Genomic DNA, 14,269 nt, shown 5'->3' with positions numbered 1-14,269 from the left:
TGCACATTGAGGAATGGATTAACGGTATGAAAATACTGGTAATTGGGCCGTCATGGGTCGGTGACATGATGATGTCTCAAAGTCTTTACCGCACCCTGAAAGCTGCGCACCCGCAAGCACAAATTGACGTGATGGCACCTGCATGGTGCCGTCCTTTGCTCGACCGGATGCCGGAAGTGAATCAGGCGCTGGCGATGCCATTGGGTCATGGCGCTCTGGAACTTGGCGAGCGTCGTCGTCTGGGCGTTTCATTGCGCGATACGCATTATGACCGCGCTTATGTCTTGCCTAACTCTTTTAAATCAGCGCTGGTTCCGTTCTTTGCGCGCATTCCTCAGCGCACCGGCTGGCGTGGCGAAATGCGCTATGGCTTGCTCAATGATTTACGGGTCCTCGATAAAGCCGCATTTCCGCTGATGGTTCAGCGCTACGCGGCGCTCGGCTACGAAGCCGGAAAAATCAAAACTGCGGCCGACCTTCCACAACCCATTCTGTGGCCAAAACTGCAGGTCACTGAAGCCGAAATCGCGGCCGTCAAAATCGCCTTTGCTGTCGATAATTCACGCCCGTTGATTGGCTTTTGTCCGGGTGCTGAATTCGGCCCGGCCAAACGCTGGCCGCATTATCACTACGCCGTACTGGCTGAAAAACTGATCAGCGAAGGCTATCAGGTCGTGCTGTTTGGCTCGGCAAAAGACAATGCCGCCGGAGAGCAAATCCGCCTGGCACTGACTGAAAGTGCTCAAGCTTTCTGCCTGAATCTTGCGGGTAAAACTTCTCTGGATCAGGCTGTGGTGATGATCGCGGCCTGTCAGGCTGTGGTCAGCAATGATTCTGGTCTGATGCATGTCGCTGCTGCACTGGATAAACCGCTGGTGGCACTCTACGGGCCGAGCAGCCCGGACTTCACCCCGCCTCTCAGTCATCAGGCGAAAGTTATCCGCCTGATCACCGGCTACCATAAAGTCCGCAAAGGCGATGCCGAAGAAGGCTATCACCAGAGTCTGATTGATATTCAACCTGAGCAGGTTCATCAGGAATTAAACCAGTTACTGAGCGCAAGGAAGGAGATTTAATGCGGGTTCTCATTGTCAAAACCTCGTCCATGGGCGACGTTCTGCATACGCTTCCTGCATTAACGGATGCCATGCGGGCTATTCCCGGGATCCGCTTTGACTGGGTTGTGGAAGAAGGTTTCACTCAGATCCCCGGCTGGCATCCGGCCGTCGATCGCGTTATTCCGGTTGCGATTCGCCGCTGGCGCAAAAACTGGTTTGGCTCAGAAACCCGTCAGCAACGCTGTGATTTCAAACGCGAAGTGCAGTCCACCCGCTATGACGCCATCATTGATGCTCAGGGATTAATCAAAAGTGCAGCGCTGATCACCCGTGTTGCCAAAGGCGAAAAACACGGGCAAGACTGCAAAAGCGCCCGTGAACCCTTCGCCAGCTGGTTCTACAATCAGCGCCACGAAATTGATAAAAAACAACATGCAGTGGAGCGCACCAGAGAACTGTTTGCTAAAAGTCTCGGCTATGTAAAACCTGCGACCCAGGGCGACTACGCCATTGCGGCGCGCTTCCTTTCACATTTGCCTGACGATGCCGGTCAGTATCTGGTCTTTCTCCATGCGACCACCCGTGCAGACAAGCACTGGCCGGAAGAAAAGTGGCGTGAACTGATCGGGATGTTAAGTGCTGCCAATCTTCGCATCAAACTGCCGTGGGGCGCTGAGCATGAATATCAGCGCGCGTTGCGCCTGGCTGAAGGGTTTCCTTACGTGGAAGTCTTGCCTAAATTGAGTCTCGAGAAAGTGGCTGAGGTGTTAGCCGGTGCGCAAGCCGTGATTTCAGTGGATACCGGACTCAGCCATCTGACTGCGGCGCTGGATCGCCCGAATATCACCCTCTACGGTCCGACCGATCCGGGTTTGATTGGCGGGTACGGGAAGAATCAGTTTGTCCTGAAAGCAGAAAACAACTCGCTGGAGGCTCTTCCGGCGGAACGCGTTTTTGAGCAACTCAACGATGTTATTTCTGCCAATAAGGAAATGAACTGACCATGAGCTATGTAATTATTTTCATTTTGCTTTGGCCATTCAAAATGCTGATGAAACCTTTTCATCAGGGCAAAGGACGCAATCTCGTCATCCAGACCGCCAAAATTGGCGATTTTGTTAACATCACGCCGTTACTCAAACATCTGAAAAAATCGGATGTGTTAATCAGTAAAACGGTGCTGCCACTGGCCGGGCGCGACACAACGATTGAGTCGATCTTCCTGATTGAAGAACACAAGAAGTCTCTCTTCAGTAAAATCCGTCTGGCGTTCAGGCTCCTCAACCGCTATGACAATGTCTATCTTCTGCAACCTAACAGCATTAATGCTTTCTACGCTGCATTTTGTAATGCGAAGCACAAAGCCTTTTTAGAAACCTATGTGCGTAAGTGGTATCACCGGATTTTCTTTGCCACAGCCAACGTGGTTCGTCAGCACGGTAAATATGACCTCGCTTTAGAAAACTACCTGAAACTGGCTGATCCCGCGCTGACGGCTGACAGTTACCACTCGCATGCCACGCTGCCGTTATGGATCCCGAAAACTCACTATCCTGTGCTGGATAAAACCGGTGAAATCAAAATTGGGATCAGTATTTCTGCGGGTAATCGTGCAAAAACCATCCCACGGGAAGTCTGGCAACAGATCATACAAAATCTGTCGAATCTGAACTGTCAGTTCATCGTGTTCGGTCCGGCTAATGAACAGCCTTATCTAGATGCTTTGCTTGAAATATTAAGTGAAGAGGAAAAATCACGCGTCGTGAGCCTCATCGGTCAGATGCCGTTAGAAGATGTGCCTTTTGCGCTAGGTCAACTTGATGCTTATATCGCCTCAGATTCAGGAAATGCCTATATAGCAGATTCACAAAAAACGCCTATCATCTGCTTTACCGGCCCATGTTGTAAGGAAGAACAGCGTCCGTTAGGTAAGGTGCTGTTTATTGAACCTGAAAACTTTGAACCTGCTTCGTTTGTTTTTGAAACCAGAACCCGTTTTAGCCTGACGCCGGAACAATTGTTTGCGCTGAACGAACATAAATTAAAAGCGATTCACGAGTTCATTACTGACAGCAGAGGTCAGGAGCCCCATTATGGCTAATATCTTGCATTCATCGATTAAGAATAGGGAAGAAATTGTTAACTCTCTGGGAACTGAAAAAGATGTGGTGCATCTCTCTTTCGGTATCAATGACAGTTATGCTCGCGGAATGGGCATTGCTGTGTTCTCAGTTCTGGAAAACAACCCTGATCTGCGCTTTCATGTTCATTTATTCGGTACAAGACTAAGCAATGAGAGCATCAGCCGAATCATTGAGTTAGCGAAGATGTTTCCCCTTGCCGTCACCACCTATACCTTCAAAGATGAGGCGTTCCAGGGATTGCCGATGGTTGGCCGATACACACACGCCATCTATTACAGGTTATTTATTCCTCTCATCCTCGCTGATATCACAGATAAAGTGATTTATCTGGATGCTGATACGCTATGTGTCGGTCAGTACAATGACCTGATCACACTGGATATCAGTCAACATACGTTATGTGCAGTAAATGATGAAAAAAGGGCGCGAGCTAAACTTTGCCCGGTGCTTAAACTGACTTCTGGTAATTATTTCAACTCCGGATTTCTTTATATCAATATCGAAAAATGGGTTGCCAGAGACACCACCAATCGGGTGATTAATGAACTTCGCGAAAACGGGGATAAATTTAAATTCCCTGATCAGGAAGCCCTGAATGTCGTGCTGGAACACGAAACCCTGCTACTGCCTAAAGAATATAATTATATCGTCGATATCATTTACAAACGCGTAGGCCATGAGAAAGCACTTCCTGCTGGTGTGATCCTGATTCATTACACCGGAAAATGTAAACCCTGGCATTCGTGGGGAGGAAGCAAAGTGGCAGATCTCTATTACTCCTATTATGAGCGCTCCCCATGGAGAGGCATTTCGCTCGACATGCCAGTAAGTTATAAAGAAATGAAACGCTATGCTCGTGTCCTGTGGTTTAAAGGAGACTACTTAAGTAGCGTGAAATGGATGGCTAAGTATATGAACACAAAAGTATTCAGGAAAAGAACACATGATTAACCCTTGGTTATCAGCAATCAAAAAATCGTCATTTGACGATAAGCTTGCTGCACTGTTTTTCTTATTCACCACTATCTCGATTTCTTTTTTTATGCTGTCCGGAGAAGTCACCCGAAACTTTTTCTATATCACGACATATATCGCTGTTATCTATTTCTTGTACATCACGTTTAAAAAAGATAAAAAAGTCCATTTTTACGTTTTTTCATGGATTGTATTACTGCTCGGTGTTAGCAAAGTATTGTGGGTCGCATTGACGACCAATGAACAGTATCCGCTGATTGCTCACCATTATCAGATAAGCGGCAAGCGACTTATCCTGGCGGCCTTTATTCTTTATGCTATAGAGCATAATTTGCACAGATGGAAGATATCGACAGTGACTGTCCGCACGGGCATTGCGATCATGACATTGTTATTTATGATTATCTCCGTCATGCATATCGCGGTTTATCTGAAAACAGGCGAGCGTATCAGAATTAACTCTGACGCACCGACTTCCGGTGCTTATACGTTTACTATTTTCTCATTACTGGTGATGTACAGCCTGAAATTTCATGGACTAAAACATTACAGGCTTTTTTGTCTGGTGATCATGACCATGACATTTGGCGTTCTGGCAGCAACAGAAACCCGATCAGCGGCAATCCTGTTTACCTTTATTAGCGTCTGTAGTGTGCTCTATGATTTCGCGAAGAGTTCACATACATCAAAAATGATTTATGGCTTCGCCATTGCAGGGCTAATCATTTCTGCTCTTTTATCCGGCCACCCGTATTACAACAAAATCGTTACCCGAATCGATAATCTGCAGAATGAAGTCTCCTCTTACGATGCCGGAAACCGTAATACTTCCGTAGGCGCCCGTTTCTCAATGTGGCGTGCCGGTATCGATGCTTTTGAACATCATCCGTTCGGACAGTCAGCAGACAGCCGGAATGCGCTGGCGACAACCTTCATTAATCAACATGAAGGGGGAAATCCGGAAGCCTTACGTAATCTGCCTTTCCATTTGCACAATGACATTATTGACACCTTGTCATTACAGGGCATTTTTGGCGGGATTATTATCGTGCTGTTCTTCGCCGTATTATTGTTATATCCCTTTAAACTCGTCCCTAAAGGCTACGAATTTCTGCTTCTTTCAGTACCGGTTATTTATTTCAGTCAGGGCGACTCTCAGTTCTATAATCGCGAGACTCCGTATTTTGTCGTTCTGATCGTGGGTTATCTGCTGATGCTGCGGATGAAGACCCCAGCAGTCTCTGAAAAACAATGATTTTACGTGCCGGGCACTGCGCCCGGCGCGGTTGCCAGCTCTCCTTATTCGTGGAAATTTTGTGTCATGACCCTAACAATACCATCCGAAACCATTAAGCTCAGCGCGATCATCCCTATGTACAACGCAGGGGCGATGTTCCGGGATTTTATGGATTCACTCGTCGCGCAAACGCTGGATAGCCTCGAAATTATCATTGTTAACGACGGCTCGACGGACGGGTCAGAGCAGACAGCACAAGAGTACGCCGCAAAACATCCCCATATTCAGGTTATTACTCAGGAAAACGGCGGGGTTTCGCGCGCACGTAATGCCGGTCTGGAAATTGCCCGGGGCAAGTACGTGACCTTTCCGGATGCCGATGACATCGTCTCTCCGGAGATGTACAAAACGCTGATTGAGATGTGTGAACAGGATGATCTGGATGCCGCTCAGTGCAATGGTGAACGCTATTTTGTCGGCTCAGAAAAAGTAAAACCTCTCATTCCTGAGGACCGTTTAACCTCAACGGGGGTACTGGATGGGCCGTTGTGGTTGAAAACGGCGCTGGCAACGAACCGGTATTTACATGTTGTCTGGCTTGGCGTCTATCGTCTCGAATTGATTAGAAAACAGGGACTGTATTTTGAACCTGGTTTACACCATCAGGACATTCCCTGGACGACCGAATTCATGTTCAATGCCCGCCGCGTGAGATACACCCAAACGATCCTATACCGCTACTATATTCACGGTCAGTCAATCAGTAATCAAAAACGCACTGGGATGAAGAACGTTGAATATCAAAGACATTATCTGAAAATTGCAAAAATGCTTGATGCGCTGAATGAGCGATATAAAGACCGGATAAAAATTTATCCTGAGTTTCCACGGCAGGTCACACGTGAAGCGCTGACGGTTTGCCACTCTGTTCGTCGTGAGCCTGATCCTGCGGCTCAAAAAGCCATGATTGAAGATATTTATACCTCCGGCACACGTAAGATAATGCTCCGTAATGCCCGCGGCCCGAAGCAATGGTGGCAACTATTATTGTGGCTAAAGCGCCTGCATAACTTACGCAAAAAACTCGCCTGAGGCCTTTAAGAAAGAGATGATTTCCTTACCCACATAATTCCTTTATAACTATTTCCTAAACGAAGTTATTTACCTTTCTATATCAGGCAGATAAATAACTTCACAGCATAGGATTCTTCACCTAAAATCTATTCACTATATTCTAATATCAGATAATAGAATGCCTAACTCAGAAGCCAAGTACGCAGCCTTTATCCCCAGACGAATTTTGCTGGTGAAACTCCGTCATCACGGAGATATGGTGCTCACAACACCAGTGATAAACAGACTGCGCCAGCATTATCCTGATGCTGAAATTGATGTGCTTCTCTATAAAGAAACCCGCCCTATTCTGAGCGAACATCCGTCGCTTTCACACATTCATGTCATTGACAGAACATGGAAAAAGCAAGGGATCCGCTATCAGTTACAGCAAGAATATCAGCTGCTGAAAGCCGTTCGCGCACGGCATTATGATCTGGTGATCAACCTGGCTGATCAGTGGCGGAGTGCGCTACTTTCTTTGTTTACGGGGGCAAAAGTCCGGCTGGGTTTTGACTATAAAAAACGCCGTTCTCCGGTCTGGCGGGCTGGCCATACAGAGTTAGTGACGACTGAAAATCACAGTATTTTGCATACCGTTGAACAAAATATGTCGATTTTATCTCCGCTTGGGATCCCGGTGGAGAATGCCCAAACCTCGATGCATTATTCAGAAAGTGACAAGGCTTTTTGCCAGCAGTTGCTTCTCAAACATCATGTCACCGGCGGATACATCGTGATTCAGCCGACCTCACGCTGGACGTTCAAATGCTGGGATGATGATAAATTTGCCAGCGTCATTGATGGCCTCGCAGATACAGGTCTTACGATTGTCATGACCGCGGGTCCTGATAAAAAAGAACGGGATATGGTGCGTAAAATCCAGGATCTCACTCACAACCCTCAGGTTATTTCTGTTGCCGGGCAGTTGTCGCTGACGCAACTGGCCGCCATGATCGACGGTGCAAAACTTTTTATCGGTGTTGATTCTGCGCCGATGCACATGGCAGCAGCCCTGAATACACCTTGCGTGGCGTTGTTCGGTCCGACGAAAATGCAGCACTGGCGCCCCTGGGGCAATAATAATACGACCCTGTGGGCCGGAGATTATGCCCCGCTGCCCGCGCCGGATTCTATCGACACAAAAACCCAACAGCGTTATTTGCATGCTATTCCGGTCAGCGATGTTATTGATGCCGCCAGGAGTTATCTGCATGACTGATTCTGCTGACCAGACAAAAAGTATTCGTTTAGCGATTGTCAGACAAAAGTATCGCCCGGATGGCGGTGCAGAACGTTTTATATCTCGTGCGCTGGAAGCCCTGGACGATCAGAATATTGACCTGAACATCATCACCCGTCAGTGGGAAGGCAAGCCTAATCCGAAATGGAAAATTCATATTTGTAACCCGGCAAAATACGGTCGCGTTTCAAGGGAAAAAGGCTTTGCCGCCGCCGCGCAGCAATGCTGGGAGCAGGAACATTTCGATATCGTCCAAAGTCATGAGCGCATCCCGGGTTGCGATATTTTCCGTGCAGGAGACGGCACACATCGCGTCTGGCTGGAACAAAGGGCACGCGTCATTTCCCCTTTTCAGCGTTTCCTTACGCAAATCAGTCCCTACCACCGCTATGTCCTGCAAGCCGAAAAAACGATGTTCCATTCGCCGGAATTGAAAAAGATTATCTGTAATTCTGAGATGGTAAAACGCGACATCATGCGTTGTTACGGGGTCGATGAGAGCCGGTTCGAGGTTATTTATAATGCGATCGACTCGCAAAAGTTTATTCCCGCAACTGACGAGCAACGCAATGCCTCACGCGAAACACTTTCTATCCCTGCCGGCGCTGTTGCCCTGATTTATGTAGGTTCAGGCTTCGAACGTAAGGGGCTTAAACCCGCGATAGAAGCCATTGCCGCCAGTGACCGCTATCTCATCGTTGTCGGACAGGATAAAGACCAGAAGAAGTATGAATCTCTGGCGAAGCAGGCAGGATGTCTGGAAAGAGTCCGTTTCGCCGGCGTACAAAACCATGTTCTCCCTTTCTATCACGCAGCTGATGGAATGATTTTACCGACGTTGTATGACCCGTTTCCTAACGTGATTCTTGAAGCGATGGCCTGCGGCCTTCCGGTGATCACCAGCCAGACATGTGGCGGTGCTGAATTCATCAGGGAAGGACATGAAGGGTTTGTTTGTGATGCGCTGGATGTGGCAAAACTCAGTGAATTCGTGAAGAAAATTCCTTCCCGACGGGAAAATGCTGAGATGGGAAATGCAGCCAGAGAGCGTATTCTCCCCTGCAGTCCAAAAAACCTTTCACAACAATTAGTTGCACTTTATTACTCGTTGCTGGCCTGATGCCATTCGCGCTGACATGATGAGTCGATCACACTTATCTGGTAACATGTGCCCATCTATCCGCCGGGACTATTTTCGCTATATGAAATTGACTTTCCCTTATGCAACGCCTGATAAAAGATGAATATTTTTTATAATATAATCATATATTTAATTCAGCCATTGATTTGGATCCGTTTACTGTTGCGCAGCCGGAAGTCTCCTGCATACCGTAAACGCTGGGCTGAACGTTATGGCTTCTGCAAAGGGAAGGTTGTGTCCGGTGGCATTATGCTGCATTCCGTTTCCGTGGGCGAAACACTGGCAGCCATTCCTTTAGTCCGCGCTTTACGTCATCGCTATCCTTCCTTGCCAATTACCGTCACGACAATGACCCCGACCGGCTCGGAGCGCGTTCAGTCGGCCTTTGGCAAAGGTGTGCATCACGTCTATCTGCCTTATGATCTGGCAGGATCGGTAAATCGTTTTCTTGATGAAGTAAACCCTAAGCTGGTGATCATCATGGAAACCGAGTTGTGGCCGAATCTGATCAGTGCCCTGCACCGTCGCCAGATCCCGCTGGTTATCGCCAATGCACGCCTTTCAGCCCGTTCGGCAAAGGGATATCAGAAGCTGGGCAAATTCATTCGTACCATTTTGCAACGTATCACGCTGATTGCCGCGCAAAACCAGGAAGACGGTGAACGTTTCCTCTCCTTAGGCCTGAAACGAAATCAGCTCGCTGTCACCGGTAGCCTGAAATTCGATATCTCCGTGACACCTGAACTGGCGGCAAAAGCCATTGCGCTACGCAGTCAATGGGCATCACGCCGTCAGGTCTGGATAGCTACCAGCACGCATGAAGGTGAAGAAACTCTGCTGCTGGAAGCACACAAAGAGCTGCTGAAAGCGCATCCTAACTTACTGCTGATTCTGGTTCCCCGCCATCCGGAACGTTTCCCGGTGGCCTGTGAACTGACGCGTAAAGCAGGACTTTCATTCATTCAGCGCAGCTCCGGGGAAGTGCCTTCCTCGACTACTCAGGTGGTGATCGGCGATACCATGGGCGAATTAATGCTGCTATACGGCATTGCTGACCTGGCATTTGTCGGCGGCAGTCTGGTCGATCGCGGTGGTCATAACCCGCTTGAAGCCGCGGCACACGCCATTCCGGTACTGATGGGGCCGCACACCGTTAATTTCAAAGACATTTGCGCCAAGCTGGCTCAGGACGACGGTCTCATTACGGTGACGGATACTGCATCGCTGGTGAAAGAAATTTCGACCCTGCTGACTGACGAAGACTATCGTTTGTATTACGGGCGTCACGCCGTTGAAGTTCTGCATCAAAATCAGGGGGCGTTACAACGTCTGCTGCATTTACTGGAGCCTTATCTGCCTGTCCGGAGTCATTAATGGCTGATAAAAAACGTTTATCCGTTGTACTGATTGCGCGTGATGAAGCCGGTTTGTTGCCGGAATGCCTTGAATCAGTCGCATGGGCGGATGAAATTATTCTGCTCGACTCCGGCAGCAAAGATGCAACTCAGGATGTCGCCCGCAATTTTGGCGCAAAAGTATTTCAAAATACCGACTGGCCGGGGTTTGGCAAACAACGTCAGCTGGCGCAAAGCTATGCCAGCGGTGACTATATATTGATGATCGATGCCGACGAGCGTGTAACGCCGGAATTGCGCCAGTCGATTGAAAATGTCCTGAATACTCCGCAGGAAAACACCGTTTATAGCCTCGGGCGCAGTAATCTTTTTCTCGGAAGATTCATGCGCCACAGCGGCTGGTATCCGGATCGTGTTAACCGGTTGTATCCTTCCACATTCAGTTATAACGACGATCTGGTTCATGAATCACTGAACACCGGGAGTGCTGCGGTCGTGCCATTGCAAGGCGATCTCCAGCATCTCACCTGTCGTGACCTTTTCGCTTTCCAGCGTAAACAGCTCAGTTATGCGCAGGCGTGGGCAGAACAACGTCATCAGCAACGGCGTAAATGCAGCTTCTTCTCGATTATTTCGCATACGCTGGGTGCATTCATGAAAACCTGGATCCTCCGCGCTGGCTTTCTGGATGGTAAGCAGGGGTTGATACTGGCAGGCGTCAATGCACAATATACCTTCAATAAGTATGCCGCCCTGTGGGCACTCAGCCATCAACTGCAAAAGTGAGCCGTCATGAGCACTAAGGCAATTTATCCCGGCACGTTCGACCCGATGACCAACGGGCATCTTGATATCGTCACACGTGCGGCACTGATGTTTGACCATGTTATTCTTGCGATTGCGGCCAGCCCAGGAAAAAAACCGATGTTCCCGCTGGATGAGCGCGTGGCGCTGGCGACACAAGTGACGTCGCATCTGGATAATGTTGAAGTGACTGGATTCAGCGATCTGATGGCGAATTTTGCCAAAGCTCAGGGCGCTAACGTGCTGGTTCGTGGATTACGTGCTGTGTCTGATTTTGAATATGAAATGCAGCTTGCGAACATGAACCGGCATTTACTGCCGACGCTGGAAAGCGTGTTCATGATGCCATCGAAAGAGTGGTCGTTTATCTCTTCTTCTCTGGTCAAAGAAGTGGCACGCCACGGTGGCGACATCACGCCTTTCCTGCCACAGGTTATCACTCAGGCACTGATGGAAAAAATCAGCGCCTGAATCGCTTATCAGCGCTGGCAGTTCGGGCAGAAAAACGTGGTGCGCTGAGCGTGTTTCTTACTCTCAATCGGCGTACCACATGCCCGGCAAAGCTCGCCAGCCCTTCCATACACCTGCAATTCCTGCGCAAAATATCCCGGCTTCCCATCTGACTGTAAAAAGTCCTTCAGCGTCGTCCCGCCCTGTTCAATCGAACGCAATAGTACTGCTTTGATGGTTCTGACCAGCAACTCCGCTTCATCACGTTTGAGCGAATGCGCGGGTCTGTCAGGTGAAATCCCGGCAACAAATAAGGATTCACTGGCATAGATATTCCCCACGCCGACCACCAGTTTGTTGTCCATCAGCCAGGGTTTGATTGGTGATTTTTTCGTGCGGCATTTCTCAAACAGATAATCTGCCGTGAAATCTTCGCTCAGCGGTTCAGGACCGAGATGCGCCAGGACATTGCTGCCCGCCAGATCAGAAGACCATAACCAGGCACCAAAACGCCGCGGATCGGTATAACGCAACACGTGGCCGGTATCCATCACCAGATCGACGTGGTCATGTTTGCCCGGCTCAGTCTCTTCCGGCAACACCCGCAAACTGCCAGACATGCCCAGATGAATGATGATCCATCCGGTTTTCAGCTCGACCAGCAGATACTTTGCCCGGCGCTGAACACTCAGAACAGGCTGATCGTTTAACGCTAAGATCTCCGCCGAGACAGGCCAGCGTAAACGCGGATTGCGTACGACGGCATGGAGTATCGTGTGACCTTTCAGATAGGGTTCAATCCCTCTGCGGCTGGTTTCAACCTCAGGTAATTCCGGCATTAATTTCTCCCTTAGCAGAATCGTGTTCAGAGTGTGTCGCAGACACCGACATCAGGCAAATAAAAGTCGCTGTGAATGGAAATCCCGAAATTCAGGCAATAAAAAACCCGGCCGGAGCCGGGTTTTTAGCAATCCACTAAAATTATTTAATTTTAGCTTCTTTGTAGATCACGTGTTGACGGACAACTGGATCGAATTTCTTCAGTTCCAATTTTTCCGGCTTAGTACGCTTGTTCTTCGTGGTGGTATAGAAGTGACCAGTACCAGCAGAAGAAACCAGCTTGATCTTCTCGCGAACACCTTTAGCCATGATGCAGTTCCTTAATACTTCTCACCGCGGGCACGCAGATCGGCCAAGACCGTCTCAATACCCTTCTTATCAATAACACGCATACCTTTAGCAGATACACGCAGAGTTACAAAGCGCTTCTCAGCCTCAACCCAAAAACGGTGGGAGTGCAGGTTCGGCAGAAAACGGCGTTTGGTCGCGTTCATTGCGTGGGAACGGTTGTTACCGCTCACCGGGCGCTTGCCAGTAACTTGGCAGACTCGGGACATGTCTATTCTCCAAAAATCAAATCAGCTCGAGCTTCGTATAGGGTATGGCCGCCTCGTCAGGCTTTTAGAGCCCATCTCAGCAAACTCCACTGAGAACCGACTCACTGTCGTCGGGTAAAAACCAATTCATCAGGTTAGAAACCTGCTGAGATAGGCTCTTATCGCCAAACCCAAGATTCTCAAAGGTGGCGTAGTATACGCTCTGTAGCGTAAGTGCTCAAGTCCCGAACAGCTAAAGATCCCAAAGGATCTTCAAAAAACAAGGCTAAATCCAACCACGCTCGGCAAAAGATACCGTTTCTCCGTGACCTACAACCAAATGGTCGAGGACACGAATCTCAAGCAGCTGGCACGCTCGAATAATCTGTTCAGTCACTTTTCTGTCCATCAGGCTGGGCTCAGCCCGACCGGATGGGTGATTATGCGCCAGAATTAGGGCTGCCGCATTAACCTTCATCGCACCACGAACAATTTCGCGGGGATACACTTCTACGTGCCCAATAGTACCAGCAAACATCTCCTCATGGCGAATAACGCGATGCTGGTTGTCGAGAAAAAGTACCAGAAACACCTCTCTTTCCCGGAAAACGAGCAAATTCTGCAAATATTCTCTGATAACCTCCGGGCTGAGCATCGCATTTTCAGCACTCAAATGACGCAAATAGGCTCGACGTGATAATTCGGAGACCGCGACCAGCTGGGAAAACTTGGCGACGCCCATCCCTTTCGTGCGGGCCATCGCGTCAAAATCGGCCATCAGCAACTGATGCAATGAACCGAACTCTTCCAGCAGATTCTTTGCCAGTTCCATCACATGCAATCCCCGGCATCCGGTGCGCAGGTAAATCGCCAGCAGCTCCTGATCCGTCAGCTCTTTCGCACCTTGCTGCAATAATTTCTCCCGCGGCGGCATCACGCCCGGCCAGGGCTCTTGTCGTTTCGTCATCCTGACTCCTTAATTGACCTGGATTGTGGCACAACGCCATAGCCGTCGTGATTTCCACCTGGTCAGCTTGCGAGACATTACGCAGAATTTTTATTGCTCCGGTAACGGAGCATCGCCAATAGCTGTCATCATTGCGCGTTATGCTAAAATGTCGCTTCTTCCAGCTTTCAACCAATCGGACAATGATGATGACGGGACTTTCCGGCAAACATATTGTGCTCGGTATCAGCGGTGGTATCGCTGCCTATAAAGCACCAGAACTGGTACGTCGCTTACGTGAAAGAGGCGCTGAAGTTCGCGTCGTTATGACAGAAGCGGCGAAATCCTTTGTGACTCCGCTGAGCCTGCAGGCTGTTTCTGGCTATCCGGTTTCCGACGACCTGCTTGATCCCGCAGCTGAAGCGGC

Annotated in this window: 16 protein-coding genes; 12 read left to right on the top strand and 4 right to left on the bottom strand. The window is 49.1% G+C overall.

The window, feature by feature from the left end; translation table 11 throughout:
* Positions 1–26: 26 nt before the first annotated feature.
* The 11 genes from rfaF to coaD all read left to right on the top strand — a co-directional run bounded on the left by rfaF (position 27) and on the right by coaD (position 11,541).
* Entirely contained in the window at positions 27–1,076 is a 1,050-nt protein-coding gene (gene rfaF / locus ACM615_RS23045; protein ID WP_129637813.1) for an ADP-heptose--LPS heptosyltransferase RfaF, read from the top strand.
* Entirely contained in the window at positions 1,076–2,059 is a 984-nt protein-coding gene (gene rfaC, locus ACM615_RS23040) for a lipopolysaccharide heptosyltransferase RfaC (protein WP_431012586.1), read from the top strand. The genes rfaF and rfaC overlap by 1 nt, the downstream gene beginning before the upstream one ends.
* A 2-nt stretch (positions 2,060–2,061) precedes the next feature.
* Complete coding sequence (locus tag ACM615_RS23035; RefSeq protein ID WP_431012585.1) at positions 2,062–3,159, top strand: glycosyltransferase family 9 protein; 1,098 nt, start codon at positions 2,062–2,064, stop codon at positions 3,157–3,159.
* Positions 3,152–4,153, top strand: a complete 1,002-nt coding sequence (locus ACM615_RS23030) for a glycosyltransferase family 8 protein (RefSeq protein ID WP_431012584.1) — start codon at positions 3,152–3,154, stop codon at positions 4,151–4,153. Before ACM615_RS23035 ends, ACM615_RS23030 begins: the two co-directional genes overlap by 8 nt.
* Entirely contained in the window at positions 4,146–5,432 is a 1,287-nt protein-coding gene (locus tag ACM615_RS23025; RefSeq protein WP_113877635.1) for an O-antigen ligase family protein, read from the top strand. The genes ACM615_RS23030 and ACM615_RS23025 overlap by 8 nt, the downstream gene beginning before the upstream one ends.
* A gap of 66 nt (positions 5,433–5,498) precedes the next feature.
* Complete coding sequence (locus ACM615_RS23020; protein WP_431012583.1) at positions 5,499–6,506, top strand: glycosyltransferase; 1,008 nt, start codon at positions 5,499–5,501, stop codon at positions 6,504–6,506.
* 160 nt (positions 6,507–6,666) lie between these two features.
* Complete coding sequence (gene rfaQ / locus ACM615_RS23015) at positions 6,667–7,749, top strand: putative lipopolysaccharide heptosyltransferase III (protein WP_112289316.1); 1,083 nt, start codon at positions 6,667–6,669, stop codon at positions 7,747–7,749.
* Positions 7,742–8,890 (top strand): glycosyltransferase family 4 protein, encoded by a 1,149-nt coding sequence (locus ACM615_RS23010; RefSeq protein WP_431012582.1) that lies wholly within the window; start codon positions 7,742–7,744, stop codon positions 8,888–8,890. The genes rfaQ and ACM615_RS23010 overlap by 8 nt, the downstream gene beginning before the upstream one ends.
* A 120-nt stretch (positions 8,891–9,010) precedes the next feature.
* Positions 9,011–10,285, top strand: a complete 1,275-nt coding sequence (gene waaA / locus ACM615_RS23005) for a lipid IV(A) 3-deoxy-D-manno-octulosonic acid transferase (protein ID WP_112289314.1) — start codon at positions 9,011–9,013, stop codon at positions 10,283–10,285.
* Entirely contained in the window at positions 10,285–11,052 is a 768-nt protein-coding gene (locus ACM615_RS23000) for a glycosyltransferase family 2 protein (RefSeq protein ID WP_431012581.1), read from the top strand. Before waaA ends, ACM615_RS23000 begins: the two co-directional genes overlap by 1 nt.
* A gap of 6 nt (positions 11,053–11,058) precedes the next feature.
* Complete coding sequence (gene coaD, locus ACM615_RS22995) at positions 11,059–11,541, top strand: pantetheine-phosphate adenylyltransferase (protein WP_431012580.1); 483 nt, start codon at positions 11,059–11,061, stop codon at positions 11,539–11,541.
* 8 nt (positions 11,542–11,549) lie between these two features.
* Here coaD and mutM read toward each other — a convergent pair whose 3' ends face one another.
* The 4 genes from mutM to radC form a co-directional block, all read right to left on the bottom strand.
* Complete coding sequence (gene mutM, locus ACM615_RS22990; RefSeq protein ID WP_431012579.1) at positions 11,550–12,359, bottom strand: bifunctional DNA-formamidopyrimidine glycosylase/DNA-(apurinic or apyrimidinic site) lyase; 810 nt, start codon at positions 12,357–12,359, stop codon at positions 11,550–11,552.
* A gap of 142 nt (positions 12,360–12,501) precedes the next feature.
* Entirely contained in the window at positions 12,502–12,669 is a 168-nt protein-coding gene (gene rpmG, locus ACM615_RS22985) for a 50S ribosomal protein L33 (protein ID WP_004392084.1), read from the bottom strand.
* 11 nt (positions 12,670–12,680) lie between these two features.
* On the bottom strand, positions 12,681–12,917 hold the full coding sequence (gene rpmB, locus ACM615_RS22980) for a 50S ribosomal protein L28 (RefSeq protein WP_004931195.1): 237 nt from the start codon (positions 12,915–12,917) through the stop codon (positions 12,681–12,683).
* Positions 12,918–13,182: 265 nt separating this feature from the next.
* Entirely contained in the window at positions 13,183–13,863 is a 681-nt protein-coding gene (gene radC, locus ACM615_RS22975) for a RadC family protein (protein WP_112289310.1), read from the bottom strand.
* 185 nt (positions 13,864–14,048) lie between these two features.
* On the opposite strand from radC, the gene ACM615_RS22970 reads away from it, so the two are divergent.
* Positions 14,049–14,269: flavoprotein (locus ACM615_RS22970; protein ID WP_431012578.1), on the top strand; the 221-nt coding region annotated here is incomplete at its 3' end.

The organism is Rahnella sp. PAMC25617, assembly GCF_050606005.1.
Lineage (GTDB): Bacteria > Pseudomonadota > Gammaproteobacteria > Enterobacterales > Enterobacteriaceae > Rahnella > Rahnella variigena.
This window is presented reverse-complemented; position numbering and strand designations above follow the sequence as displayed.

Bases quoted from the DNA above. Each gene is read 5' to 3' on its own strand.
- rfaF (WP_129637813.1), top strand. From the start codon at position 27: ATGAAAATACTGGTAATTGGGCCGTCATGGGTCGGTGACATGATGATG.
- coaD (WP_431012580.1), top strand. From the start codon at position 11,059: ATGAGCACTAAGGCAATTTATCCCGGCACGTTCGACCCGATGACCAAC.
- rpmG (WP_004392084.1), bottom strand. From the start codon at position 12,669: ATGGCTAAAGGTGTTCGCGAGAAGATCAAGCTGGTTTCTTCTGCTGGT.
- mutM (WP_431012579.1), bottom strand. From the start codon at position 12,359: ATGCCGGAATTACCTGAGGTTGAAACCAGCCGCAGAGGGATTGAACCC.
- radC (WP_112289310.1), bottom strand. From the start codon at position 13,863: ATGACGAAACGACAAGAGCCCTGGCCGGGCGTGATGCCGCCGCGGGAG.
- ACM615_RS23025 (WP_113877635.1), top strand. From the start codon at position 4,146: ATGATTAACCCTTGGTTATCAGCAATCAAAAAATCGTCATTTGACGAT.
- ACM615_RS23035 (WP_431012585.1), top strand. From the start codon at position 2,062: ATGAGCTATGTAATTATTTTCATTTTGCTTTGGCCATTCAAAATGCTG.
- waaA (WP_112289314.1), top strand. From the start codon at position 9,011: ATGAATATTTTTTATAATATAATCATATATTTAATTCAGCCATTGATT.
- rfaC (WP_431012586.1), top strand. From the start codon at position 1,076: ATGCGGGTTCTCATTGTCAAAACCTCGTCCATGGGCGACGTTCTGCAT.
- ACM615_RS23010 (WP_431012582.1), top strand. From the start codon at position 7,742: ATGACTGATTCTGCTGACCAGACAAAAAGTATTCGTTTAGCGATTGTC.
- rfaQ (WP_112289316.1), top strand. From the start codon at position 6,667: ATGCCTAACTCAGAAGCCAAGTACGCAGCCTTTATCCCCAGACGAATT.
- ACM615_RS23030 (WP_431012584.1), top strand. From the start codon at position 3,152: ATGGCTAATATCTTGCATTCATCGATTAAGAATAGGGAAGAAATTGTT.
- ACM615_RS23000 (WP_431012581.1), top strand. From the start codon at position 10,285: ATGGCTGATAAAAAACGTTTATCCGTTGTACTGATTGCGCGTGATGAA.
- ACM615_RS23020 (WP_431012583.1), top strand. From the start codon at position 5,499: ATGACCCTAACAATACCATCCGAAACCATTAAGCTCAGCGCGATCATC.
- rpmB (WP_004931195.1), bottom strand. From the start codon at position 12,917: ATGTCCCGAGTCTGCCAAGTTACTGGCAAGCGCCCGGTGAGCGGTAAC.